Below are 21,802 nucleotides of genomic sequence, written 5' to 3'. Positions count from 1 at the left end.
CGGAAAACGATACCTTTCTCCGATGAGCGAACTCGACCGCCTGGTAGGTACCCTCAAGCAGCGCCTGAAGCTCCAGGGCATCACCTATCGCGAGCTGGCCGTGCGCCTCGGCCTGTCTGAGGCGAGCGTCAAGCGCATGTTCGCGACCCGTCGTTTCAGTCTCGACCGGCTGCTCGAGATCAGCCACCTGCTCGGCTTCAGTCTTGCCGAACTGGCCCAGGAGGCGGCGCTCAGTGGGACCCGCCTGCATACCCTGAGCGAGACCCAGGAGCGCGAGTTGGTCTCCGACGAGAAGCTGCTGCTGGTAGCGGTCTGCGTGCTGAATCATTGGGCGATCGGCGAGATACTCGGCGTCTACCGGCTCAGCGAGGCGGAATGCATCCAGCGCCTGGCCCGGCTGGACCGCCTGCGCCTGCTCGATCTGCTGCCGGGAAACCGCGTCCGCCTCAATGTCGCGCGGGATTTCGACTGGCTGCCGGGGGGGCCGATCCGTCGCTTCTTCCACAATCAGGGGCTGGCGGATTTCCTGAAGAGCGATTTCGCCGCTGCGGACGAGGTCATGGCCTTCTCCCACGGCATGCTTACCGAGTCGGCGCTGGCCAAGCTGCAGGCGGAGATCCGCACGCTGCGCCGGCGGTTCGCCGAACTGCATGAGGAAAGCCTGGCTGCGCCCCTGGCGAAGCGGCACGGAACGGGCATGCTGTTGGCGCTGCGCGAGTGGGAGCTGGGCGCCTTCACCCGGCTGCGGCGGAATGCTTGAGGAGCGGGCGGCGAACGGTCGTCCTCATCGCCAGGCAGGCTGCGTGCAAAAGTGGAGCCCGAAAAGAAAACTCCCCCTGCAGAGAGGGGGAGTGGCGAACAGGCCTAATGGAGCATCCTTGCTGAAGAAATGGGAAAATCGAGCGATCGATTAAACCGGACCGCGGTGCTCGCGCTGGACGGTGGAGATGAAGCCGAGGGCGTCGGCGAAGGCAACGGTTTCGTACTTCGGCTTGTAGTCGGCCAGGCCTTCGGCCATGGTGATGACCTTGTCTTCGGCGCTCTGGCCTTTGAAGTCCTCCTTGTCCAGACGCAGGTCGTCCATCATGGTGTTCCAGATGGCGCCTTCTTCGTGGGGCTGAAGGATCATCTTGACGCCGTCAAGTTCGGTGTAAACCGGCTTGCTCAGGTTGCTCACGTAGAAGATCACCTGTACGTCGCTGGCCAGGTCGCCCTTGTAGCGCTCGAAGAAGGGCGGCAGGTAGGCCAGTTGCTCCAGGCCACCGGAAACCATGCTCAGCTTGTCGTTCTTGAACAGCAGGCCGGCTTGCTTCAGCACGGCTTTCGGCGGCAGGCGGCGGCCGGCGTCGTCGGCGATTTCGCCTTCGATCACGACCAGGTCGCCACGGAAGGCTTCGACGCCGGCTTCGGTGGTTGCGCCCTTGACGCTGAGGTTGCACAGCAGGGATTGGTCTTCGTAGCTTTTCAACAGCATGGTTGGCTTCTCGTCTAGATGAAGGAAGAGAGGTCAGGCCACTTCCGTGGCACTGGGGTTGGCGAGGGCGAGGAGACTGCTCCAGTCGGCCTCGATCAGTTGCAGGTTCTTGCGCTCGCAGACCTTGCGTTCTTTGTCGCTTGGCTGATCGATCAGGACCCAGCCGGCCGGTTCGGCGGCATCGTAGATCAGATCGCTCATCACCATGCGCTCGGTGTCGCGGTTGTAGTGCTGGCCGAGGAACAGGTAGCGCTTGTTCTTGCGGCGCAGCTTGACCCAGTCGGGAATGGCGAAGCCGCCCATCAGCTCGGTGATGTAGTCGACGAAGTCGGCATCCGAGGCCACGTAGCCGGGCTTGGGCAGCGGCGTGCCGAGCGGCTTGAACAGCACCGGCAGGTCGGCATCGACCTGCTCCAGGGCGATCTTGCGGTACTTGCCGTCCTCGAACTGGTACAGGTCGAAGCGGTAGGGCGTCGCGGCGATGCGCGCGGCGCCGACCACCAGGGTGTGCTTGCGCTCGGCATCGATATAGCAACGCTGCAGCTGGGTGTCGCGGTTGCAGTCGATGATGTAGGGCAGGTCGAGGCTGGCCAGCCACTGGTGGACAGGTGACGGGGTCCAGTTGTCGCCGCCGTAGACCTGGGTCAGGAAGCGCTCGATGAAGCTGCGGCCTTTCTTGTTCTCCAGGTGCATGGCGGCCCGGGAGAATTCATACATGAGACGCGGCGACATCGGCTGGCCGCCGGTCATGGCGAGGATCAGGCTGTCGCTGTCGGCGGGAATCGGCTTGCCCGTGTCGCGATCGACGACTCCGCGCAGAACGCCCGGGCCCAGGTAGGGAACTATGTCGCCCGAGCCGAGCTGGGCGAGGATTTCCTTTAACAAACTGTTGGTCACTGGACTCTCCTGCTGAAAGAAGGGCAAGAATCGACAACCCTTTGCAATATCCGAGCCGGATGGCATTGCTCGGATAACTAACTGAAAATAAAGGAATTTATTGCATGTTGCGGGGTGGCTTGTCGTGACCGTGGGCCAGGATGGGGCGCGGCTTCGCGACAATTGTCGGTTTTGTCACAGGCGTGGGGGTGGGGTGGCAGTCGGGTCGGGGGAGGATGTCGGGACATTGTTCGGTTGTAGCAATTACAACAGTCGGAGTAGGGGGATTGTAGGGGGATTGTTATGTATCAAACCGCCCGGCAGGCCTGTATTCTGTAATTTAATCATTATAAATCAATTACTTATGTTTTGGTGGTGGGTGCTGGCACAGACGCTGCATTGTGATCAGGGCGCGGACTTGTTCAGGCTTACGAGCCGAACTTTCAAGTGGAAATGCAACCTGAGGAACTTAACTATGGCTATGCGTCAATGCGCCATCTACGGCAAGGGCGGTATCGGTAAATCCACCACCACTCAGAACCTCGTGGCGGCCCTGGCCGAGATGGGCAAGAAGGTCATGATCGTTGGTTGTGACCCGAAAGCTGACTCCACTCGCCTGATCCTGCACTCCAAGGCCCAGAACACCATCATGGAAATGGCTGCTGAAGCCGGCACCGTGGAAGATCTGGAGCTGGAAGACGTGCTGAAGGTCGGCTACGGCGGCGTCAAGTGCGTTGAGTCCGGTGGTCCGGAGCCGGGCGTTGGTTGCGCTGGCCGTGGTGTGATCACCGCGATCAACTTCCTGGAAGAGGAAGGCGCCTACGAAGACGATCTGGACTTCGTATTCTACGACGTACTGGGTGACGTCGTGTGCGGTGGCTTCGCCATGCCGATCCGCGAAAACAAGGCTCAGGAAATCTACATCGTTTGCTCTGGCGAGATGATGGCCATGTACGCCGCCAACAACATCTCCAAGGGCATCGTGAAGTACGCCAACTCCGGTAGCGTGCGTCTGGGCGGCCTGATCTGCAACAGCCGTAATACCGACCGCGAAGACGAGCTGATCATCGCCCTGGCTGCCAAGCTGGGCACCCAGATGATCCACTTCGTACCGCGCGACAACGTTGTACAGCGCGCCGAAATCCGCCGTATGACCGTGATCGAATACGATCCGGCCGCCAAGCAGGCCGACGAGTACCGTACCCTGGCTCGCAAGGTCGTCGACAACAAGCTGCTGGTCATCCCGAACCCGATCACCATGGACGAGCTCGAAGAGCTGCTGATGGAGTTCGGCGTCATGGAAGAAGAAGACGAGTCCATCGTCGGCAAGGCCGCTGCCGAAGAGTGATAGCTCCGCTTCAGTAGGACGGGGCAGGGCAGATGGGCCCTGCCGGAGCGTCGCACTGCGCACTGCGCAGTGCGGCCCATCCGTTACCCGCAAATGAACGCAAAGCAATGAGGAGTCATACCCATGACCGGTATGTCGCGCGAAGAGGTCGAATCCCTCATCCAGGAAGTCCTGGAAGTTTACCCCGAGAAAGCCCGCAAAGACCGCGCCAAGCACCTGGCTGTCAACGACCAGTCGGTGACCCAGTCGAAGAAGTGCATCACTTCCAACAAGAAGTCCCAGCCTGGTCTGATGACCATCCGCGGCTGTGCCTACGCCGGTTCCAAGGGTGTGGTCTGGGGTCCGATCAAGGACATGATCCACATCTCCCACGGCCCGGTAGGCTGCGGCCAGTATTCGCGTGCCGGCCGTCGTAACTACTACATCGGCACCACCGGTGTGAACGCCTTCGTCACCATGAACTTCACCTCGGACTTCCAGGAGAAGGACATCGTCTTCGGCGGCGACAAGAAGCTCGCCAAGCTGATCGACGAAGTGGAAACCCTGTTCCCGCTGAACAAGGGCATCTCCATCCAGTCCGAGTGCCCGATCGGCCTGATCGGCGACGACATCGAATCCGTGTCCAAGGTGAAGGGCGCCGAGCACAACACCACCGTGGTTCCGGTGCGTTGCGAAGGCTTCCGCGGCGTTTCCCAGTCCTTGGGTCACCACATCGCCAACGACGCAGTCCGTGACTGGGTCCTGGGCAACCGTGACGACGACAACAGCTTCGAGACCACTCCGTACGACGTAGCTATCATCGGTGACTACAACATCGGTGGTGACGCCTGGTCCTCGCGCATCCTGCTGGAAGAAATGGGCCTGCGTTGCGTGGCTCAATGGTCCGGCGACGGCTCCATCGCCGAAATCGAGCTGACCCCGAAGGTCAAGCTGAACCTGGTTCACTGCTACCGCTCGATGAACTACATCTCCCGTCACATGGAAGAGAAGTACGGTATCCCATGGATGGAGTACAACTTCTTCGGTCCGACCAAGACCATCGAGTCGCTGCGTGCCATCGCCGCCAAGTTCGACGAGACCATCCAGAAGAAGTGCGAAGAAGTCATCGCCAAGTACAAGCCTGAGTGGGAAGCGGTGGTCGCCAAGTACCGTCCGCGCCTGGAAGGCAAGCGCGTCATGCTCTACATCGGTGGTCTGCGTCCGCGTCACGTGATCGGCGCCTACGAAGATCTGGGCATGGAAGTCGTGGGTACCGGTTACGAGTTCGCTCACAACGACGACTATGACCGTACCATCAAGGAAATGGGTGACTCCACCCTGCTGTACGATGACGTCACCGGCTACGAATTCGAAGAATTCGTCAAGAAGGTCAAGCCCGACCTGATCGGCTCCGGCATCAAGGAAAAGTTCATCTTCCAGAAGATGGGCATTCCCTTCCGTCAGATGCACTCCTGGGATTATTCCGGCCCCTACCACGGCTTTGACGGCTTCGCCATCTTCGCCCGTGACATGGACATGACCCTGAACAATCCGTGCTGGAAGAAGCTGCAGGCTCCCTGGGAAGCTGACAAAGCTGCCGAGAAAGTCGCCGCCAGCGCTTGATAGTCCGCAATCGTACGCAACGTCCGCTGTGGGCGGGCCGCCCGCCCGCAGCCGACATCCGTTATCGCCGTCCACAGATGAGTGGGGCGTAGGAGAGAGTCATGAGCCAGCAAGTCGATAACATCAAAGCCAGCTACCCGCTGTTCCGCGACGAAGAATACACGGACATGCTCGCGCGCAAGCGCGACCAGTTTGAAGAGAAGCATCCGCAAGAGAAGATCGACGAAGTATTCCAGTGGACCACCACCCAGGAATATCAGGAGCTGAACTTCCAGCGTGAAGCGCTGACCGTCAACCCGGCCAAGGCTTGCCAGCCGCTGGGCGCCGTCCTGTGTGCCATGGGCTTCGAGAAGACCATGCCCTACGTTCACGGTTCCCAGGGTTGCGTGGCCTACTTCCGCTCCTACTTCAACCGCCACTTCCGCGAGCCGGTTTCCTGCGTTTCCGACTCCATGACCGAAGACGCGGCGGTGTTCGGCGGCCAGCAGAACATGAAGGACGGTCTGCAGAACTGTAAGGCTACCTACAAGCCCGACATGATCGCAGTGTCCACCACCTGCATGGCCGAGGTCATCGGTGACGACCTCAACGCCTTCATCAACAACACGAAGAAGGAAGGCTTCATTCCCGACGAGTTCCCGGTGCCGTTCGCTCACACCCCGAGCTTCGTGGGCAGCCACGTGACCGGCTGGGACAACATGTTCGAAGGCATTGCTCGCTACTTCACCCTGAAGTCCATGGACGACAAGGTGATCGGCAGCAACGGCAAGATCAACATCGTCCCCGGCTTCGAAACCTACCTGGGCAACTTCCGCGTGATCAAGCGCATGCTCTCGGAAATGGGCGTGGGCTACAGCCTGCTCTCCGATCCGGAAGAGGTGCTGGATACCCCGGCTGACGGTCAGTTCCGCATGTACGCGGGCGGCACCACCCAGGAAGAGATGAAGGACGCGCCGAACGCTCTCAACACCGTGCTGCTGCAGCCGTGGCACCTGGAGAAGACCAAGAAGTTCGTCCAAGGCACCTGGAAGCACGAAGTTCCGAAGCTGAACATCCCGATGGGTCTGGACTGGACCGACGAATTCCTGATGAAAGTCAGCGAAATCAGCGGCCAGCCGATTCCGGCAAGCCTGACCAAGGAGCGTGGCCGTCTGGTCGACATGATGACCGACTCCCACACCTGGCTGCACGGCAAGCGTTTCGCCCTGTGGGGTGACCCGGACTTCGTGATGGGCATGGTCAAGTTCCTGCTGGAACTGGGCTGCGAGCCGGTGCACATCCTGTGCAACAACGGCAACAAGCGCTGGAAGAAGGCGGTCGACGCCATCCTCGAAGCTTCGCCCTACGGCAAGAACGCCACCGTCTACGTTGGCAAGGATCTGTGGCACCTGCGCTCGCTGGTCTTCACCGACAAGCCTGACTTCATGATCGGCAACAGCTACGGCAAGTTCATCCAGCGCGACACCCTGCACAAGGGCAAAGAGTTCGAAGTTCCGCTGATCCGTATCGGCTTCCCGATCTTCGACCGTCACCACCTGCACCGTCAGACCACCATGGGCTACGAAGGCGCCATGCAGATCCTGACCACCCTGGTGAACTCGATCCTGGATCGTCTGGACGAGGAAACCCGCGGTATGCAGGCTACCGACTACAACCACGACCTGGTTCGCTAAGTCGTAGTTCAGTGGTCCTGGCCGGGGCGGCGCGAGCCGCTCCGGCTCTTCCTTGGCGGCGGCTGCAGGTTCGGGCCTTCGGCGCCCACGGCCTGCGGCAACCGCCAAACCTGTCTAAGGAGCAAGCCCATGCCCAGTGTCATGATCCGCCGCAACGACGCAGGTCAGCTGACCTTCTACATCGCCAAGAAAGACCAGGAAGAAATCGTGATGTCCCTGGAGCATGACAGCCCCGAGCAATGGGGCGGTGAAGTCACGCTTGGCGACGGTTCGAGCTACTACATCGAGCCGATGCCGCAACCCAAGCTGCCGATCACCGTGCGCGCCAAGCGAGCCGGCGAGGCCTGATTCCATGAGTGCGCAACCGCCGTACGGCCAGGCCCCCCTGCCGGCCCATCTGGCCCTGCGCATCGCCCTGGCGGCACGCTCGCTCAAGGGGGTGGACACCGCCCACCTGCTGTGCGCCCTGATTGCCGCCGTTGGAGAACCCATCACGGAAGCGCGTCTGCGCAAACTGCGTGCTTCCCGCCTGCGTGCCCGTCTGATCGAGGCGTGCGGAGACGGAGCCCGGCCGACTCTGACCGACCGCCAGCTGCACAGTGCGCTCGGCCTGCTCAAGGGTCGTGGCGTGCGCATGCCGGAAGATCCCCTGCCGGTCCCCGAGCCCTATCGCGAGGGCGAATTCCAGGATTCGGTGCGTATCGCCTGCGCCTCCAACAGCGGCGAGCGCCTGGATGGCATCTTCAGCAATTGTGCACGCTTTCTCATCTACCAGATCTCGCCCCGCGAGAGTCGTCTGATCGACCTGCGTGAGCCCGGCTCCTGCCGCGAAGATGAAGACCGTCATGCGCGCCGGGCAGAATTGCTCGGCGACTGCCAACTGCTCTACACCCTGAGCATCGGCGGTCCGGCGGCGGCCAAGGTGGTTCGTACCGGGATCCATCCGGTCCGCCTGGCCCGTGCCCAGCCGGCCCGCGAGATCGTCGAGGAGCTGCAGCGGGTGCTGGCCATCGCGCCGCCCCCCTGGCTGGCCAAGGCCATGGGCGCCGAGCCCGACCAGCGTGTACGTTTCACCCAGTAACTGCTCCGGATGAGGACACAGCCATGATCAGCCAAACACTTCTCGATGACGTCATTCGTCAGGCCGAACAGGGGGGGCTGGGCGAAAGCCTGATCGCCAGCCTGCGCAGCGCCTATCCCGGCGTGCACTTCACCTGCTGCATGGACGACGATATCGTGGTCAACGCCAAGCCGGTCGCCGAGCGTCCGGGTTTCAACGTCTATCTGGTCAACTCCAGCGATCATTGCTCGGTGCTGAGCAACGACCTGGACTCCGCTTCCGGCGTCGTCCTGGCGGAAATCATCGAGGATTGAGGTGAGGCATGGCCGACGATCAAGGCGACATCACCCCCATCGGCGACTGCCGGGCCTGCAGCTTTCGCATGAATCTGCTGCTGACCGGCCGCTGCACGCCAGGCGATGCCTGCGTGACGGTGGAGAGCGGGCGGCAGATCGACCGCTTCTTTCGCAATAATCCGCACTTGGCCGTGAAGTACCTGGCCGACCCATTCTGGGAGCGCCGCGCCATCGCCGTGCGCTACTCGCCGGTGGAGGCGTTGATCCCGCTGATCCGCGACAGCGACGAGGTGGTCCGTCGGGCCGTCGCCTACCGCCTGCCCCGCGAGCAGTTGGGCGCGCTGATGCACGACGACGACCGCGAGGTGCGCATCACCGTGGCCGACCGCCTGCCGCTGGAACAGCTTGAACAGATGGCCGCCGACAAGGACTACCTGGTGCGCGCCTACGTGGTCCAGCGCATTCCTCTGGGCCGACTGTTCCGTTTCATGCGCGACGACGACCGCCAGGTGCGCAAGCTGGTGGCCAGGCGTCTGCCCGAGGAAAGCCTGGGGCTCATGACCCAGGACCCAGAGCCGGAGGTCCGGCGCATCGTCGCCTCGCGCCTGCGCGGCGACGACCTGCTCGAGCTGCTTCACGACCCGGACTGGACGGTGCGCCTGGCCGCGGTGGAGAACGCTCCGCTGGCCGCCCTGCGCAAGCTCGACGAGTCCGAACCGGAAGTCCGCCTGGCGATCGCCGAACGGCTCGCCACGTCCTAATCCCCTGCAACTGCCCCGCGCCGTCCGGCCGGGGCCGGCCTCCCGTACTCTTGTTGTCTTTCGCCCGGCGCCTGCGGGAATGCCCGTCGTGCGCTGTCTGCTTGTTGCAAACCCGACAGGAAGGCGCTTTTATGACAAAGCTTCCTTGGTGCAATTGCCTTTAAATCAATAGCTTGCCTTCTGGTACAGGCATTGCAATGATCCATTGCAAACGCTGCGTCAACGACCAGAGGGGTACGCGATGAAAGCCAAGGATATTGCCGAACTGCTCGACGAGCCCGCCTGCAGTCACAACAAGAAGGAAAAGTCCGGCTGCGCCAAGCCCAAGCCGGGCGCTACCGACGGTGGCTGTTCCTTCGACGGCGCGCAGATCGCCCTGCTGCCGGTTGCCGACGTGGCGCACATCGTCCACGGGCCGATTGCCTGTGCCGGCAGCTCCTGGGACAACCGCGGCACCCGCTCCAGCGGGCCGGACCTGTATCGCATCGGCATGACCACCGATCTCACCGAGAGCGACGTGATCATGGGGCGTGCCGAGAAGCGCCTGTTCCACGCTATCCGCCAGGCGGTGGAGAGCTACGCGCCGCCGGCGGTGTTCGTCTACAACACCTGCGTGCCGGCACTGATCGGCGACGATATCGAAGCGGTCTGCAAGGCCGCTGCCGAGCGCTTCGGCACCCCGGTGATCCCAGTGGACTCGGCCGGCTTCTACGGCACCAAGAACCTCGGCAACCGCATCGCCGGCGAGGCCATGCTCAAGTACGTGATCGGCTCCCGCGAGCCCGATCCGCTGCCCGCCGGTAGCGAGCGTGAAGGAATCCACGTGCATGACGTCAACCTGGTCGGCGAATACAACATCGCCGGCGAGTTCTGGAATGTCCTGCCGCTGCTCGACGAACTGGGCCTGCGGGTGCTCTGCACCCTGGCCGGCGACGCGCGCTATCGCGAGGTGCAGACCATGCACCGCGCTGAAGTGAACATGATGGTCTGCTCCAAGGCCATGCTCAACGTTGCCCGCAAGCTGCAGGAAACCTACGGCACGCCCTGGTTCGAGGGCAGCTTCTACGGCATCACCGACACCTCCCAGGCGCTGCGCGACTTCGCCCGGCTGATCGGCGACGAGGACCTGATGACCCGCACCGAGGCGCTGATCGAGCGCGAGGAACAGCGCATCCGCGCCGCCCTTGAGCCCTGGCGCGAGCGCCTCAGCGGCAAGCGCGTGCTGCTCTACACCGGCGGCGTGAAATCCTGGTCGGTGGTCTCCGCGCTGCAGGACCTGGGCATGAGGGTGGTCGCCACCGGCACCAAGAAGTCCACCGAGGAAGACAAAGCGCGCATCCGCGAACTGATGGGCGACGACGTCAAGATGCTCGACGAGGGCAATGCGCGGGTATTGCTGAAGACCGTCGACGAGTACCAGGCCGACATCCTCATCGCCGGCGGGCGCAACATGTACACCGCGCTCAAGGGCCGCGTGCCCTTCCTCGACATCAACCAGGAACGCGAATTCGGCTATGCCGGCTACGACGGCATGCTGGAACTGGTGCGCCAGCTCTGCATCACCCTGGAAAGCCCGGTGTGGGAGGCGGTGCGCCGCCCTGCGCCCTGGGACATCCCCGCCAGCCAGGACGCCGCGCCGAGCGCGCCGGCCCGTTCGGCGAACGCCTGAGGAGATCCGCGATGGCCGAGATCATCAATCGCAACAAGGCCCTGGCCGTCAGCCCGCTGAAGGCCAGCCAGACCATGGGCGCCGCGCTGGCCATTCTCGGCCTGGCGCGCAGCATGCCGCTGTTTCACGGCTCGCAGGGCTGCACCGCGTTCGCCAAGGTTTTCTTCGTCCGCCACTTCCGCGAGCCGGTGCCGCTGCAAACCACCGCGATGGACCAGGTCAGCTCGGTGATGGGCGCCGACGAAAACATCGTCGAGGCGCTCAAGACCATCTGCGAGAAGCAGAGCCCGGCGGTCATCGGCCTGCTCACCACCGGCCTGTCGGAAACCCAGGGCTGCGACTTGCACAGCGCGCTGCACGAGTTCCGCACCCAGTACGACGAGTTCAAGCACGTGCCCATCGTCCCGGTGAGCACCCCGGACTTCAGCGGCTGCTTCGAGAGCGGCTTTGCCGCCGCGGTCAAGGCGATCATCGAGACTCTGGTGCCCGAGCGGCGCGATCAGGTTGGGCGGCGCCCACGCCAGGTCAACGTGCTGTGCTCGGCCAACCTCACCCCGGGTGATCTGGAGTACATCGCCGAGAGCATCGAGAGCTTCGGCCTGCGGCCCCTGCTGATCCCCGACCTGTCCGGCTCGCTCGACGGCCACCTGGACGAGAATCGCTTCAATGCACTGACCACCGGCGGGCTGACCGTGACCGAGCTGGCCACCGCCGGGCAGAGCATCGCCACCCTGGTGGTCGGGCAGAGCCTGGCGGGCGCCGCCGACGTCCTGGCGGCACGTACCGGGGTACCCGACCGGCGCTTCGGCATGCTCTACGGCCTGGATGCGGTAGACGCCTGGCTGATGGCCCTGGCCGGGATCAGCGGCAATCCGGTGCCCGAGCGCTACAAGCGCCAGCGCGCCCAACTGCAGGATGCCATGCTCGACACCCACTTCATGCTCAGCGCCGCCCGCGTGGCCATCGCCGGCGACCCCGACCTGCTGCTCGGCTTCGACGGCCTGCTGCGCAGCATGGGCGCGCACACCGTGGCCGCCGTGGTGCCGGCCCGGGCCGCTTCGCTGGTCGCCTCGCCGCTGCCCGCCGTCCAGGTCGGCGACCTGGAGGATCTCGAACACGCCGCACGCACCAACCAGGCCCAGCTGCTGATCGGCAACAGCCACGCACTGGCCAGCGCCCGCCGCCTCGGCGTGCCGGTGTTGCGCGCCGGTTTCCCGCAGTACGACCTGCTGGGCGGCTTCCAGCGTTGCTGGTCCGGCTATCGCGGCAGCAGCCAGGCGCTGTTCGACCTCGCCAACCTGCTGGTCGAACACCATCAGGGTATCGAGCCCCATTGCTCGATCTATGCGCAGAAACCTGCAACCGAACAGCCGCAATGGAGGCACTGAGCGATGTCCAGCCCGACCCGACAATTGCAGATACTGGATGGTGAGGACGACGGTACCTTGCTGAAGGTCGCCTTCGCCTCGTCCGATCGCGAGCTGGTCGACCAGCACTTCGGCTCGTCGCGCTCCTTCGTCATCTACGGGGTCAATCCCGAACGCTCCCAGCTTCTCTCGGTCGTCGAGTTCGGCGAGCTGGAGCAGGACGGCAACGAGGACAAGCTGGTCAGCAAGATCGAGCTGCTCGACGGCTGCGTCGCCGTGTACTGTCGCGCTTGTGGCGCCTCGGCGGTGCGCCAGCTGCTGGCCATTGGTGTGCAGCCGGTCAAGGTAGCCGAAGGCGCACGCATCGACGAACTCATCGAAACCCTACAGGCCGAGTTGCGCGAAGGCCCTTCGGCCTGGCTGGCCAAGGCCATCCAGCGCACCCGCGGCCCCGACATGAAGCGCTTCGACGCCATGGCCGCCGAAGGCTGGGACGAGTAAGGCAGATTATTTTTTCAGCGAGGAAGCGTACATGTACTACGAAGAGCAACAAGAGCCCGTGGTGCAGGAAGACGACAAGTCCCTGCAAGACCCCCTCGTCCGCCAGATGGTGATCCAGCTGCGGTCCATGGACAGCTATGGCACCTACGACACCTGGAGCGATGCCCGCGTGCTCGATCCGTTGGTGCTGACCAAGGAACGCCGCAAGGCCATTCCGGTGGTCGGCGATCCGGACGAGACCACCATTTCCCGGGTCAAGGCCTACTACAACGCCCTTGCCCAGTTGATTGAGCGCGAGACCGGTCTGCTCGCCGTGCCGGTGATCAACATCACCCACGAGGGCTTCGGTCGCGCCCTGATTCTGGTCGGCAAACTGGTCGCCCTGGACAAGGTTCTGCGCGACGTTCACCGTTTCGGATTCGACTCCCTCGAGGCGCTGATCGTCGAGGCGCAGAAGCAGTTGGGCAAGGCGACCGCGCTGGTCAACGAGCACCGTACGGTCGCCGAACTCTGATTCAAGGGGACATCGATGAGCGAAGAAGACATCAAGGCCCTGAAGAAAGAAGTCAGCCAGAAGAAGCGTATCGCGACCGAGTGGGCCTCGCAGATTCACGACCTGGTCGAGGATCGCCTGTTCAACGACTACGACTCGCTACCGGAACTGGCCAGGCAGGCCCACCAGGCCTGTCTGGACTGGGCCGAAGCCAAGGCGCGTCTCGACGCGACCTGCGCCGCCTAGCCGGGCGGCGGCTTCGCTGCAGCACGGCGCGCCCGAGCGGCGTGCCCGGACCCAGGCTCACGAGGCCTGCGTCCTCTACATCGGGGCCTCGCGGCCCGAATCCTTGCGCCCGCCCTGGCGGCGGGCAGCTGCCGCCCGTGCCCACGAAGCCGGGCGGTGCCCGTCCCAAGGCCGGGCACCGACGAACAAAACCATTCAGAGCGGGCCTTCGAACCGCCTTTATCGATATCGACAACCGTTTGGCCTCCGCCACCGTGAAGGGGCGGGCAGGAGAAAAAAATAGATGGCTATGATTACCGGGCTTACCCGTGGCGGCTCCGCGTGGGTTCCGCAGTTTATTACCGTACTGAATCCGCAGACCTGCATCGGCTGCGGTCGCTGCTACAAGGTCTGTCCGCGCGATGTGTTCGAGCTGGCCGACCGTGCCGATCTCATGGAAGCTGACGACGACCATGACGACGACGAGATGATGGTCATGGCCATCAAGGATAGCCAGGACTGCATCGGCTGCACCTCGTGCGCCAAGGTCTGCCCCAAGCAGTGTCACACCCACGAAGCCGCGGCGGCTTGAGGAGGCAGAATCATGGCCAAGCCTGAGTTCCACATTTTCATCTGCGGTCAGCATCGTCCCGAGGGGCATCCGCGCGGCAGCTGCGGTGCCAAGGGTGCCGAGTCGGTATTCAACGCCTTCGCCCAGGTGTTGATCCAGAAGAACCTGACCAATCGCATCGCCCTGACCAACACCGGCTGCCTCGGCCCCTGCCAGGCCGGCGCCAACGTGCTGATCTATCCCGGTGCGGTCATGTACAGCTGGGTGGAGCCTGCCGACGCCGCGATCATCGTCGAGCAGCATCTGCTGGGCGGCGAGCCCTACGCGGACAAGCTCACCCCTGCCGAGATCTGGTAACCGACATGGCCGATGTGCTGCTGTTCGCTGCCGAGCGTGCGTTCTTTTCCGACAGTACGCCCCAGCCGCTGCGCTACCTGCTCAACAGCGCCCTCTGCGCCGGGACTCCCGATGCCGTCGAGGCGCTGTTGCTGGAGGCGCGCCGGCGCTGGCCAGAGGAGCCGGACGCGCACATCGGCCTGTACAAATTCTACTTCGTCAGCAGACGCTACGAAGAGGCCGAGGCGGCCGTCTGGGCGGCGCTGCGCGCTGCCGCCGGAGTGACCGGCTTCGACCGCAACTACCGCCGGCTGCACCTGGGTAGTGCCGACTGGAGCCGGCGCCAGGGCGCCGAGCGGTTGTACCTGTTCAGCCTCAAGGCGCTGGGGGTGATCCGCCTGCGCCGTGCCAAGGTGGCGATGGCCCGACAGGTGCTGGAAAAGCTGCTGGAGCTCGACCCCGGCGACGAGATCGGTGGCGCCGCCTTCCTGCATATCGCCCGTTCCTTCGACGAGGATACCGCTTGATGAATGCGACTCTCCAAGGGCGTCTGAAGGACGCCCGGCCGCTGTTCGCGGAAATCTGGCAGGCGCTGGCCAACAGCCTGCGCGCCGCTGGACTCGACCAGGGCCTGGCGGTGTCCGGCACGCCCCATACCCACGGCGAGTTGCGCGAGGACTCCTACGATCACAGCCAGTCCCTGTATGCCGAATGGCGCACGCCGGGAGGCGGCTATCTGGGCAGTGTGCTGGTGCACGGCGACGGCCAGGCCTTCGCCGAGTTCGACGTGCTGCTGCCGCACCCGCGCAAACCGCAGTGGGTGATCGAGGCCGCCACCGCCTGGGGCTACCGCGGTGCGCTGAAGAGCGAACTTCGTCTGCTGCCGGCGCTTGATTCATGAACGGCCTGTACGACTGGTTGCTGGGACATGCCGTCAGCGCCGCCAGCGACGAGCCGGTCGGGCGGGTCTGTCTCGGCCTTAGCTGGACCTTGGCGGAAGTCGGCGACGGCCTCGGCTTCGCCTTCGGCCCGCGCCAGGTGCCGCGCACCCTGAGTTGGGCCGGTACCCTGGGCGGCCAGGCGAGCGACCGCCTGTACCCCTGGTTGCTGTCTTGGGACAGTGCCGAGGCGGCGGTTGGGCTGGCGGTGGTCAATGCCGCGATCAACCGCGCCTCGCCCTGTTTGAGCCAAGCCCAGCCGCTGCGCGGCGACGCGCCCGGAAACCTGAGCGTCTTCGAACATTTCCGTCCGCGCCTGGAGGGGCGGAAGGTCGCGGTGATCGGCCATTATCCAGGGCTCGCGCAGCTCTGGCAGGACCTTCCCTACCAGTGCTTCGAGCGCCAGCCGCAGGATGGCGACCTGCCCGATGCAGCCGTCGAATACTTGCTGCCGGAGGCTGACTGGGTGTTCATCACTGCCAGCAGCCTGGCTAACAAGACCCTGCCGCGCCTGCTGGAGCTGTCATCGCACGCCCAGGTGGTGCTGATGGGGCCGAGCCTGCCGTGGATCTATGACTGGCGACGGTTCGGGGTGAACTACTTGGCGGGGGTGCGGGTACAGGATGCCCAGGCCGTGCGCCAGGTGGTCGCCGAAGGAGGCGGTACCCGGCTGTTTGCCGGACCGGTGGAATATGCCCTGTTGGCTCTGGACTCATGAACGAACAACAAACCACTCAAGATTTGTCGTGGCGGATACTGCTTTGCCACAAGCATCCGGTGAGCGCGCGTCTGCGCTTTCTGATCCCGACCGAAGGCGGCGTGGTGCTGCCGCAGGCCCTGCCCAAGCTGGCGGTGATTGCCGAGCAGGAACAGGAGGCGCCGGTGCAGTGCCATCCGGCCAGTGCGCTGCGCAGCCTGCAGGAGGCGCTGGATATCGACTGGCAACTGGAACTGGTCGGCGAGTTCCAACTGAACATGGAGGTGCCGGGGCAGGTCCTGCCCGTCTACCTGGCGGCCTTGTCGGGCCATGAGCTCTGCTCGCCGCCGCCCGGCACCCGCTGGATCGATCTGCCGCAGAGCATCGGCATGCCCTGGCTCGACCGCGAATTGCTGCGGCGGGTCTACGAGGTGCTGATCGGCTTCGGCTGATCGCCCGGGTGGAGCGGGTGCCGGGGCGCGATGCCCCGGCAGGCGGACTCAGGCAGGCAGCAGGGCCTTGGCCATCTTCGGCGACAACTGGTCCTTGCTGAACTGCGGTTCGTTCGGCGGATACAGCGCATCCTCGATGACGCTGAAGCCGGACTCCTTGACCAGGGCGAGGATGTCGCGGACTTTTTCGCAGGCTTTCAGCTTCTCGGCCAGGGCCGGATCCGCTTTGGCCTTCTCGGCAAAGGCCTTGATTTCCTTGATGGACATGCACTTCTCTCTTTTAGTGGTTGCAGAAGCCCCAGGTCATCAAACCTGGGTTCGGTGGCCTTATGCAAATACGGTGCCATTCGGAATATTTATTTAAAATCAAAAGGTTATTCTTTATTGGTTGTCGTATTGACGACAGTCGTCAACGCGCCTTGGCGCAATCGCGACAGACTCCTCTCAGTCCATCAGCGCCACCGACTTGATCTGCGCGTATACCCGCCGGTCCGGCACCAGTCCCAGCCGGTCGGCCGACAGGCGGGTGATCCGTGCGAGGATGCAGGCACTGCCCAGGTCCAGGCGGACCATGACTCGTGCCGGGTCGCGCTCGTGGAACAGGTCGATGATGCGCGCGTTGAGAATGTTGAGAATGCTGCTGCTGTGCGGCGGGTCCAGGGAGATGCTCACGTCCCGAGCGAAGATGCGCACCCGCGTCTCTGCGCCCGGCGGCAGGTGGCTGAGGGCGACGTGGAGGGTGCCGCCGGGCACCCGGATGGTGCTCAGTTGATAATGGGGGTCGTGGCGCTCCACCTGGCCGATGATCACCACCGCGGCTTCGTCGGGGTGGCTGAGCGGCAGGCGTGGATCGCTCAGTAGGCGGCTTGGTGGACCGCTGGCGAGCGTCTGGCCCTTGTCCAGCAGGACCAGATGGTCGGCCAGGCGGGTGACTTCGTCCTGGTTGTGGGTGACGTAGAGCAGAGGGATCTGCAGCCGATCGCGCAACTGTTCGAGGGCCGGGAGGATTTCCGCCCGGCTGTGGCGATCCAGGCTGGCCAGCGGCGCGTCCAGCAGCAGCAGGTCCGGGCTGGTCAGCAGCGCGCGGACGATGGCGACGCGCTGGCGCTGGTCGGTGGAGAGCTGCTCGGTGCGCTGGCCGAGCAGCCCTTCCAGGCCGAACAGGCTGATCGCTTCGTCGAAACCGAGGCGCCGTCGGGCGCGGGGAATGCGTCTATAGCCAAACTTGAGATTGGCTTGCACATCCAAGTGCAGGAACAGCTCGCTGGTTTGGCTGACGTAGCCCAGCGGGCGCAGATGGCTGGGGCGAAAATAGGCGCTCTCCTGCCACGGCTGTCCGCCAACGCGCAGGAATCCTTCGGCCCGTTCCAGTCCAGCGATGGCCCGCAGTAGGGTGGTTTTGCCGCTGCCGGAGCGGCCGAGCAGCACGCTGATGCCGGTCGCCGGCAGTTGCAGGCGGGCATCAAGCCGGAAGGCACCCTGTTGCAGGCACAGCTGTGCGTCTATGCCCTGTTCTGGCATCTGAAGTCTCCCGTGCCCAGGGGGGGCAGATAAAGGTAAGGGAAGCAGGCAGGATACTGGCGGACGCGGACGGCTCGGTCCCGCCGGATGAGCCGGACGATGCGGCTACCCGCTTGCCTCGCGGTCCTGCCCGCGCTGGCATTCCCGGAGGGCTTGTCGGCTAAGACACAAGACTGATTTATATGAGTAGATTTGTATATAAACAAACAAGCCAGGATGCAGCGAAAGCCCATGTGATTTCTTAATTTACCGTATTGGCAGAGCCCTTGCATCCAAGATTGGCAGCTATTTTAAATATATTAATTTATATAAATAATGAGTCCGTGCGCTCGGCTTGTCCTGCGCCGGTTCGTCATGCCATTGCCGTAGGGGTCCAAGGTCATGCTGGAAGCAATCTCCGCAACCGCGCTGTTGATCGACAGCTTCGCCTTCGCCCGCGAGGGCTTCGTCCTGCTGCGCGGCTGCCTCCCCGACACCCTTGTCGATCGGTACGCCGCAGCCGTGGCGGCCTACCGCCTGCGCTGTGAACCGTCCCGCGGGCAGCGCCAGGTCCACCCGCAGGTGCTGCGCCGGCGCGGCACCTTTCATCTGCAGGCGTCCGGCATCCTTGGTCTGGTGCTGCACGAGCGGCTGCTCGCACCGCTGAACATGCTGGCCGGTGAAAGAAGCTATCTGCTCGGCATCGATGCCCTGGAGAGCGCGCAGATGCTGCTCGCCTGCAATGCCTGCGTGGACAGTGCGCCCCATCTGGGCGTGCTGATCGCCCTGCGGCCGATCCCCCTCGAGGCCGGGCTCAAGGTCCAGCCGGGCAGTCATCTGGACAGCCGTCGCTCCCTGCGGCGGATGCTCGCCGCCGATCCGGCGCTGGCCGCTCAGCTGCAGTGGATGCATGAGGGGGGTGCGAGTCTGGAGCGGTGGCGCCAGCTCGAGGCGCGCCTGCTGCGGGCGCGTGCGCAGGAGCAGCCGGCCGGTCAGGCCGTGCGTCTGCTGGCGCTGCGCAAGGGCGATGTGCTGATCCAGCAGCAGGGGCTGCTCGCTGCGGCTGAGCGGGTGGAGCGCAACAGCTGCCTGGTGGTCCGTTATGGGGCAGCACAGCTGCACCGCAACTCCTATTTCAGCGAGGCGGCCCTGGCCGGCAACTGAGCGCTGCGAGCTGCGCCGACGACTGTCGGCCTGCCGCTGCGGGACAGGACGGGGCAGCGACCGACAAGCCTTGTCGGAAATCAGACATTCATTGCCAAAGGTATTGTTCGCTACAGCCAAAGGCTACCTTGTTAAAACTTAACTAATTGATTTTTAATAACAGTTACATTTTTTGCGGCGTGGCATGCCGGTTGCAGCGATGAACTGCGACAGGTTGAGCATGCAACCGCCAAGTTTTGAGGAGACAAGCCGATGATTACCCTGACAGAGAGCGCCAAGAGCGCGGTTACCCGCTTCATCAGCAGCACTGGCAAGCCGGTTGCCGGTTTGCGCATCCGGGTCGAGGGTGGCGGCTGCTCCGGTCTGAAATACAGCCTGAAACTGGAAGAGACAGGTGCGGAAGGCGATCAGCTGATCGAATGCGACGGCATCACCCTGCTGGTCGACGATGCCAGCGCCCCCCTGCTCAACGGTGTGACCATGGACTTTGTGGAGAGCATGGAAGGTAGCGGTTTCACCTTCGTCAATCCGAATGCCAGCAACAGCTGTGGTTGTGGCAAGTCTTTTGCTTGCTGATAGGCAACCTTGAGGTCGCCGGCCGGGCCGGCCCCCAAAGACTCACCGGGAGATGAAGCCGACATGTGGGATTATTCGGAAAAAGTCAAAGAGCATTTTTACAACCCCAAGAATGCCGGAGCCGTGGACGGCGCCAACGCCATCGGCGACGTGGGTTCGCTGAGCTGTGGTGACGCGCTGCGTCTGACCCTGAAGGTGGATCCGGAAAACGACGTGATCCTGGATGCCGGCTTCCAGACCTTCGGCTGTGGCTCCGCTATCGCCTCCTCCTCGGCACTGACCGAGATGGTCAAGGGCCTGACCCTGGACGATGCGCTGAAGATCAGCAACCAAGACATCGCCGACTACCTCGACGGCCTGCCGCCGGAGAAGATGCACTGCTCGGTAATGGGTCGCGAAGCTCTGCAGGCCGCAGTGGCGAACTACCGTGGCGAGGAGCTCGAGGACGACCACGAGGAAGGTGCGCTGATCTGCAAGTGCTTCGCCATCGACGAGGTAATGGTGCGTGACACCATTCGCGCCAACAAGCTGTCCACCGTCGAGGACGTGACCAACTACACCAAGGCCGGCGGCGGCTGCTCTGCCTGCCATGAGGGCATCGAGCGTGTGCTGACCGAAGAGCTGGCCGCCCGCGGTGAAGTCTTCATCGCTGCACCGATCAAGGCGAAGAAAAAGAAAACCGCTCCCGTGGTCGCAGCCGAGCCAGCGCCCGCTCCGGTGACCGAGGCCCCGGTGGCTGCACCGAAGCTGAGCAACCTGCAGCGCATCCGTCGCATCGAGACCGTGCTGGCGGCGATCCGTCCGACCCTGCAGCGCGACAAGGGTGACGTCGAGCTGATCGATGTCGATGGCAAAAACATCTACGTCAAGCTCACCGGCGCCTGCACCGGCTGCCAGATGGCATCCATGACTCTCGGTGGTATCCAGCAGCGCCTGATCGAGGAACTCGGCGAGTTCGTCAAGGTGATTCCGGTCAGCGCCTCGGCCCACGCTCAGATGGAGGTGTAACATGGCAGACGTCTATCTCGACAATAACGCCACTACCCGGGTGGACGATGAAGTCGTTCAGGCCATGCTGCCGTTCTTCACCGAGCAGTTCGGCAACCCCTCGTCGCTGCACAGCTTCGGCAACCAGGTCGGCCTGGCGCTGAAGAAGGCTCGGCAAAGCGTGCAGACCCTGCTCGGCGCCGAGCACGACTCGGAAATCATCTTCACCTCCTGCGGCACCGAGTCGGACTCCACCGCGATCCTCTCGGCGCTCAAGGCCCAGCCCGAGCGCAAGACCGTCATCACTACAGTGGTCGAGCACCCGGCAGTGCTGAGCCTTTGCGACTACCTTGCCAGCGATGGCTACACCGTGCACAAGCTGCCGGTGGACAAGAAGGGCCGCCTGGATCTGGACCACTACGCCAGCCTGTTGAGCAACGACGTCGCAGTGGTTTCGGTGATGTGGGCCAACAACGAGACCGGTACTCTGTTCCCGGTCGAGGAAATGGCGCGCATGGCCGACGAGGCCGGCATCATGTTCCACACCGATGCCGTGCAGGCCGTCGGCAAGGTGCCGATCGACCTGAAGAGCTCGGCGATCCACATGCTCTCGCTGTCCGGCCACAAGCTGCATGCGCCCAAGGGCGTCGGCGTGCTCTACCTGCGCCGTGGCACCCGTTTCCGTCCGCTGCTGCGCGGCGGCCACCAGGAGCGCGGCCGCCGGGCCGGCACCGAGAATGCCGCCTCGATCATCGCCATGGGCGTGGCTGCCGAGCGTGCGCTCGAGTTCATGGAGCACGAGAACACCGAGGTCAAGCGCCTGCGCGACAAGCTGGAGGCTGGCATCCTTGCCGTCGTGCCCCACGCTTTCGTCACCGGCGACCCGGGCAACCGCCTGCCCAACACCGCCAACATCGCGTTCGAGTACATCGAGGGCGAGGCCATCCTGCTGCTGCTGAACAAGGTCGGCATCGCCGCCTCCAGCGGCTCGGCCTGCACCTCCGGCTCCCTGGAGCCCTCCCACGTGATGCGCGCCATGGACATTCCCTACACCGCCGCCCACGGCACTGTGCGTTTCTCTCTGTCGCGCTACACCACCGAGGAGGAGATCGACCGAGTGATCCGCGAGGTGCCGCCGATCGTGGCCCAGCTGCGCAAGCTGTCGCCCTACTGGAGCGGCAACGGTCCGGTGGAGGATCCGGGCAAGGCGTTCGCTCCGGTCTACGGCTGAAGTCG

At 63.8% G+C, this 21,802-nt stretch carries 27 protein-coding genes; 23 read left to right on the top strand and 4 right to left on the bottom strand.

The features are described from left to right. Positions 1-22 precede the first annotated feature (22 nt). A complete protein-coding gene (locus ACYVD0_RS04040; protein WP_460425611.1) occupies positions 23-760 on the top strand; it encodes a helix-turn-helix domain-containing protein in 738 nt (245 codons plus the stop codon). Positions 761-910: 150 nt separating this feature from the next. On the opposite strand, the gene ACYVD0_RS04035 is transcribed toward ACYVD0_RS04040, so the two are convergent. Both ACYVD0_RS04035 and ACYVD0_RS04030 read right to left on the bottom strand, forming a co-directional pair. Then, positions 911-1,474 (bottom strand): hypothetical protein, encoded by a 564-nt coding sequence (locus tag ACYVD0_RS04035; RefSeq protein ID WP_460425610.1) that lies wholly within the window; start codon positions 1,472-1,474, stop codon positions 911-913. 33 nt (positions 1,475-1,507) lie between these two features. Then, the gene (locus ACYVD0_RS04030; RefSeq protein WP_460425609.1) at positions 1,508-2,371 is read right to left on the bottom strand and encodes an SIR2 family protein; all 864 of its coding nucleotides are present in this window, start codon (positions 2,369-2,371) and stop codon (positions 1,508-1,510) included. A 454-nt stretch (positions 2,372-2,825) separates the two neighbouring features. Here ACYVD0_RS04030 and nifH point away from each other — a divergent pair, with 454 nt between their 5' ends. The 18 genes from nifH to ACYVD0_RS03940 all read left to right on the top strand — a co-directional run bounded on the left by nifH (position 2,826) and on the right by ACYVD0_RS03940 (position 16,339). Next, positions 2,826-3,698 (top strand): nitrogenase iron protein, encoded by an 873-nt coding sequence (nifH, locus tag ACYVD0_RS04025; RefSeq protein WP_460425608.1) that lies wholly within the window; start codon positions 2,826-2,828, stop codon positions 3,696-3,698. A gap of 123 nt (positions 3,699-3,821) precedes the next feature. After that, positions 3,822-5,300, top strand: a complete 1,479-nt coding sequence (nifD, locus tag ACYVD0_RS04020) for a nitrogenase molybdenum-iron protein alpha chain (RefSeq protein ID WP_460425607.1) — start codon at positions 3,822-3,824, stop codon at positions 5,298-5,300. Between the two features lie 101 nt (positions 5,301-5,401). Continuing rightward, positions 5,402-6,973, top strand: a complete 1,572-nt coding sequence (gene nifK, locus ACYVD0_RS04015; protein WP_460425606.1) for a nitrogenase molybdenum-iron protein subunit beta — start codon at positions 5,402-5,404, stop codon at positions 6,971-6,973. 129 nt (positions 6,974-7,102) lie between these two features. Continuing rightward, on the top strand, positions 7,103-7,321 hold the full coding sequence (gene nifT / locus ACYVD0_RS04010) for a NifT/FixU family protein (RefSeq protein ID WP_460425605.1): 219 nt from the start codon (positions 7,103-7,105) through the stop codon (positions 7,319-7,321). Between the two features lie 4 nt (positions 7,322-7,325). After that, the gene (locus tag ACYVD0_RS04005; protein WP_460425604.1) at positions 7,326-8,054 is read left to right on the top strand and encodes a dinitrogenase iron-molybdenum cofactor biosynthesis protein; all 729 of its coding nucleotides are present in this window, start codon (positions 7,326-7,328) and stop codon (positions 8,052-8,054) included. Between the two features lie 23 nt (positions 8,055-8,077). Then, positions 8,078-8,347 (top strand): DUF6129 family protein, encoded by a 270-nt coding sequence (locus ACYVD0_RS04000; protein ID WP_460425603.1) that lies wholly within the window; start codon positions 8,078-8,080, stop codon positions 8,345-8,347. Between the two features lie 8 nt (positions 8,348-8,355). Then, complete coding sequence (locus ACYVD0_RS03995) at positions 8,356-9,090, top strand: 4Fe4S-binding leucine-rich repeat protein (RefSeq protein ID WP_460425602.1); 735 nt, start codon at positions 8,356-8,358, stop codon at positions 9,088-9,090. Positions 9,091-9,331: 241 nt separating this feature from the next. Next, the gene (nifE, locus tag ACYVD0_RS03990; protein ID WP_460425601.1) at positions 9,332-10,759 is read left to right on the top strand and encodes a nitrogenase iron-molybdenum cofactor biosynthesis protein NifE; all 1,428 of its coding nucleotides are present in this window, start codon (positions 9,332-9,334) and stop codon (positions 10,757-10,759) included. 11 nt (positions 10,760-10,770) lie between these two features. Further along, positions 10,771-12,147, top strand: coding sequence for a nitrogenase component 1 family protein (gene nifN / locus ACYVD0_RS03985; protein ID WP_460425600.1), 1,377 nt, complete (start codon positions 10,771-10,773; stop codon positions 12,145-12,147). A gap of 3 nt (positions 12,148-12,150) precedes the next feature. Next, a complete protein-coding gene (locus tag ACYVD0_RS03980) occupies positions 12,151-12,627 on the top strand; it encodes a NifB/NifX family molybdenum-iron cluster-binding protein (protein ID WP_460425599.1) in 477 nt (158 codons plus the stop codon). A gap of 31 nt (positions 12,628-12,658) precedes the next feature. Further along, positions 12,659-13,141, top strand: coding sequence for a NifX-associated nitrogen fixation protein (locus tag ACYVD0_RS03975; RefSeq protein WP_460425598.1), 483 nt, complete (start codon positions 12,659-12,661; stop codon positions 13,139-13,141). Positions 13,142-13,156: 15 nt separating this feature from the next. Beyond that, entirely contained in the window at positions 13,157-13,366 is a 210-nt protein-coding gene (locus ACYVD0_RS03970) for a CCE_0567 family metalloprotein (RefSeq protein ID WP_460425597.1), read from the top strand. A gap of 283 nt (positions 13,367-13,649) precedes the next feature. Beyond that, the gene (gene fdxB, locus ACYVD0_RS03965; RefSeq protein ID WP_460425596.1) at positions 13,650-13,937 is read left to right on the top strand and encodes a nif-specific ferredoxin III; all 288 of its coding nucleotides are present in this window, start codon (positions 13,650-13,652) and stop codon (positions 13,935-13,937) included. Between the two features lie 12 nt (positions 13,938-13,949). Continuing rightward, on the top strand, positions 13,950-14,273 hold the full coding sequence (locus tag ACYVD0_RS03960; RefSeq protein WP_460425595.1) for a 2Fe-2S ferredoxin: 324 nt from the start codon (positions 13,950-13,952) through the stop codon (positions 14,271-14,273). Between the two features lie 5 nt (positions 14,274-14,278). Continuing rightward, positions 14,279-14,779, top strand: a complete 501-nt coding sequence (locus tag ACYVD0_RS03955; protein ID WP_460425594.1) for a hypothetical protein — start codon at positions 14,279-14,281, stop codon at positions 14,777-14,779. Further along, entirely contained in the window at positions 14,779-15,153 is a 375-nt protein-coding gene (locus tag ACYVD0_RS03950) for a hypothetical protein (RefSeq protein WP_460425593.1), read from the top strand. Before ACYVD0_RS03955 ends, ACYVD0_RS03950 begins: the two co-directional genes overlap by 1 nt. Continuing rightward, positions 15,150-15,908 (top strand): Rossmann-like domain-containing protein, encoded by a 759-nt coding sequence (locus ACYVD0_RS03945; protein WP_460425592.1) that lies wholly within the window; start codon positions 15,150-15,152, stop codon positions 15,906-15,908. The genes ACYVD0_RS03950 and ACYVD0_RS03945 overlap by 4 nt, the downstream gene beginning before the upstream one ends. Beyond that, complete coding sequence (locus tag ACYVD0_RS03940; RefSeq protein ID WP_460425591.1) at positions 15,905-16,339, top strand: hypothetical protein; 435 nt, start codon at positions 15,905-15,907, stop codon at positions 16,337-16,339. The genes ACYVD0_RS03945 and ACYVD0_RS03940 overlap by 4 nt, the downstream gene beginning before the upstream one ends. 48 nt (positions 16,340-16,387) lie before the next feature. Here the strand turns inward: ACYVD0_RS03940 and ACYVD0_RS03935 are convergent, their stop codons facing one another. Further along, positions 16,388-16,606, bottom strand: a complete 219-nt coding sequence (locus ACYVD0_RS03935) for a Nif11-like leader peptide family natural product precursor (RefSeq protein WP_460425590.1) — start codon at positions 16,604-16,606, stop codon at positions 16,388-16,390. A gap of 177 nt (positions 16,607-16,783) precedes the next feature. Beyond that, positions 16,784-17,860 carry a molybdenum ABC transporter ATP-binding protein gene (modC, locus tag ACYVD0_RS03930; protein WP_460425589.1) on the bottom strand — a complete coding sequence of 359 codons (1,077 nt, stop codon included), beginning with the start codon at positions 17,858-17,860 and terminating at the stop codon, positions 16,784-16,786. A gap of 381 nt (positions 17,861-18,241) precedes the next feature. Here modC and ACYVD0_RS03925 point away from each other — a divergent pair, with 381 nt between their 5' ends. From ACYVD0_RS03925 to nifS, 4 genes are all read left to right on the top strand, one after another. Further along, positions 18,242-19,003: a hypothetical protein gene (locus ACYVD0_RS03925; RefSeq protein WP_460425588.1), complete on the top strand. Its 762-nt coding sequence runs from the start codon at positions 18,242-18,244 to the stop codon at positions 19,001-19,003. Positions 19,004-19,255: 252 nt separating this feature from the next. Beyond that, the gene (locus ACYVD0_RS03920; RefSeq protein WP_460425587.1) at positions 19,256-19,579 is read left to right on the top strand and encodes a HesB/IscA family protein; all 324 of its coding nucleotides are present in this window, start codon (positions 19,256-19,258) and stop codon (positions 19,577-19,579) included. A 63-nt stretch (positions 19,580-19,642) separates the two neighbouring features. Beyond that, positions 19,643-20,587, top strand: coding sequence for a Fe-S cluster assembly protein NifU (gene nifU / locus ACYVD0_RS03915; protein WP_460425586.1), 945 nt, complete (start codon positions 19,643-19,645; stop codon positions 20,585-20,587). 1 nt (position 20,588) lies between these two features. After that, a complete protein-coding gene (gene nifS / locus ACYVD0_RS03910) occupies positions 20,589-21,797 on the top strand; it encodes a cysteine desulfurase (protein WP_460425585.1) in 1,209 nt (402 codons plus the stop codon). Positions 21,798-21,802: the final 5 nt, after the last annotated feature.

The organism is Azotobacter armeniacus (genome assembly GCF_054779355.1).
The sequence above is the reverse complement of the archived record's forward strand: the minus strand, read 5'-3'. Positions and strand labels throughout refer to the sequence as shown.

What these genes read in the sequence shown, in the direction of transcription:
- ACYVD0_RS04040 (WP_460425611.1), top strand. Translation starts at nt 23, where the DNA reads ATGAGCGAACTCGACCGCCTGGTAGGTACCCTCAAGCAGCGCCTGAAG.
- ACYVD0_RS04035 (WP_460425610.1), bottom strand. Translation starts at nt 1,474, where the DNA reads ATGCTGTTGAAAAGCTACGAAGACCAATCCCTGCTGTGCAACCTCAGC.
- nifH (WP_460425608.1), top strand. Translation starts at nt 2,826, where the DNA reads ATGGCTATGCGTCAATGCGCCATCTACGGCAAGGGCGGTATCGGTAAA.
- nifD (WP_460425607.1), top strand. Translation starts at nt 3,822, where the DNA reads ATGACCGGTATGTCGCGCGAAGAGGTCGAATCCCTCATCCAGGAAGTC.
- nifK (WP_460425606.1), top strand. Translation starts at nt 5,402, where the DNA reads ATGAGCCAGCAAGTCGATAACATCAAAGCCAGCTACCCGCTGTTCCGC.
- nifT (WP_460425605.1), top strand. Translation starts at nt 7,103, where the DNA reads ATGCCCAGTGTCATGATCCGCCGCAACGACGCAGGTCAGCTGACCTTC.
- ACYVD0_RS04005 (WP_460425604.1), top strand. Translation starts at nt 7,326, where the DNA reads ATGAGTGCGCAACCGCCGTACGGCCAGGCCCCCCTGCCGGCCCATCTG.
- ACYVD0_RS04000 (WP_460425603.1), top strand. Translation starts at nt 8,078, where the DNA reads ATGATCAGCCAAACACTTCTCGATGACGTCATTCGTCAGGCCGAACAG.
- ACYVD0_RS03995 (WP_460425602.1), top strand. Translation starts at nt 8,356, where the DNA reads ATGGCCGACGATCAAGGCGACATCACCCCCATCGGCGACTGCCGGGCC.
- nifE (WP_460425601.1), top strand. Translation starts at nt 9,332, where the DNA reads ATGAAAGCCAAGGATATTGCCGAACTGCTCGACGAGCCCGCCTGCAGT.
- nifN (WP_460425600.1), top strand. Translation starts at nt 10,771, where the DNA reads ATGGCCGAGATCATCAATCGCAACAAGGCCCTGGCCGTCAGCCCGCTG.
- ACYVD0_RS03980 (WP_460425599.1), top strand. Translation starts at nt 12,151, where the DNA reads ATGTCCAGCCCGACCCGACAATTGCAGATACTGGATGGTGAGGACGAC.
- ACYVD0_RS03975 (WP_460425598.1), top strand. Translation starts at nt 12,659, where the DNA reads ATGTACTACGAAGAGCAACAAGAGCCCGTGGTGCAGGAAGACGACAAG.
- ACYVD0_RS03970 (WP_460425597.1), top strand. Translation starts at nt 13,157, where the DNA reads ATGAGCGAAGAAGACATCAAGGCCCTGAAGAAAGAAGTCAGCCAGAAG.
- fdxB (WP_460425596.1), top strand. Translation starts at nt 13,650, where the DNA reads ATGGCTATGATTACCGGGCTTACCCGTGGCGGCTCCGCGTGGGTTCCG.
- ACYVD0_RS03960 (WP_460425595.1), top strand. Translation starts at nt 13,950, where the DNA reads ATGGCCAAGCCTGAGTTCCACATTTTCATCTGCGGTCAGCATCGTCCC.
- ACYVD0_RS03955 (WP_460425594.1), top strand. Translation starts at nt 14,279, where the DNA reads ATGGCCGATGTGCTGCTGTTCGCTGCCGAGCGTGCGTTCTTTTCCGAC.
- ACYVD0_RS03950 (WP_460425593.1), top strand. Translation starts at nt 14,779, where the DNA reads ATGAATGCGACTCTCCAAGGGCGTCTGAAGGACGCCCGGCCGCTGTTC.
- ACYVD0_RS03945 (WP_460425592.1), top strand. Translation starts at nt 15,150, where the DNA reads ATGAACGGCCTGTACGACTGGTTGCTGGGACATGCCGTCAGCGCCGCC.
- ACYVD0_RS03940 (WP_460425591.1), top strand. Translation starts at nt 15,905, where the DNA reads ATGAACGAACAACAAACCACTCAAGATTTGTCGTGGCGGATACTGCTT.
- ACYVD0_RS03935 (WP_460425590.1), bottom strand. Translation starts at nt 16,606, where the DNA reads ATGTCCATCAAGGAAATCAAGGCCTTTGCCGAGAAGGCCAAAGCGGAT.
- modC (WP_460425589.1), bottom strand. Translation starts at nt 17,860, where the DNA reads ATGCCAGAACAGGGCATAGACGCACAGCTGTGCCTGCAACAGGGTGCC.
- ACYVD0_RS03925 (WP_460425588.1), top strand. Translation starts at nt 18,242, where the DNA reads ATGCTGGAAGCAATCTCCGCAACCGCGCTGTTGATCGACAGCTTCGCC.
- ACYVD0_RS03920 (WP_460425587.1), top strand. Translation starts at nt 19,256, where the DNA reads ATGATTACCCTGACAGAGAGCGCCAAGAGCGCGGTTACCCGCTTCATC.
- nifU (WP_460425586.1), top strand. Translation starts at nt 19,643, where the DNA reads ATGTGGGATTATTCGGAAAAAGTCAAAGAGCATTTTTACAACCCCAAG.
- nifS (WP_460425585.1), top strand. Translation starts at nt 20,589, where the DNA reads ATGGCAGACGTCTATCTCGACAATAACGCCACTACCCGGGTGGACGAT.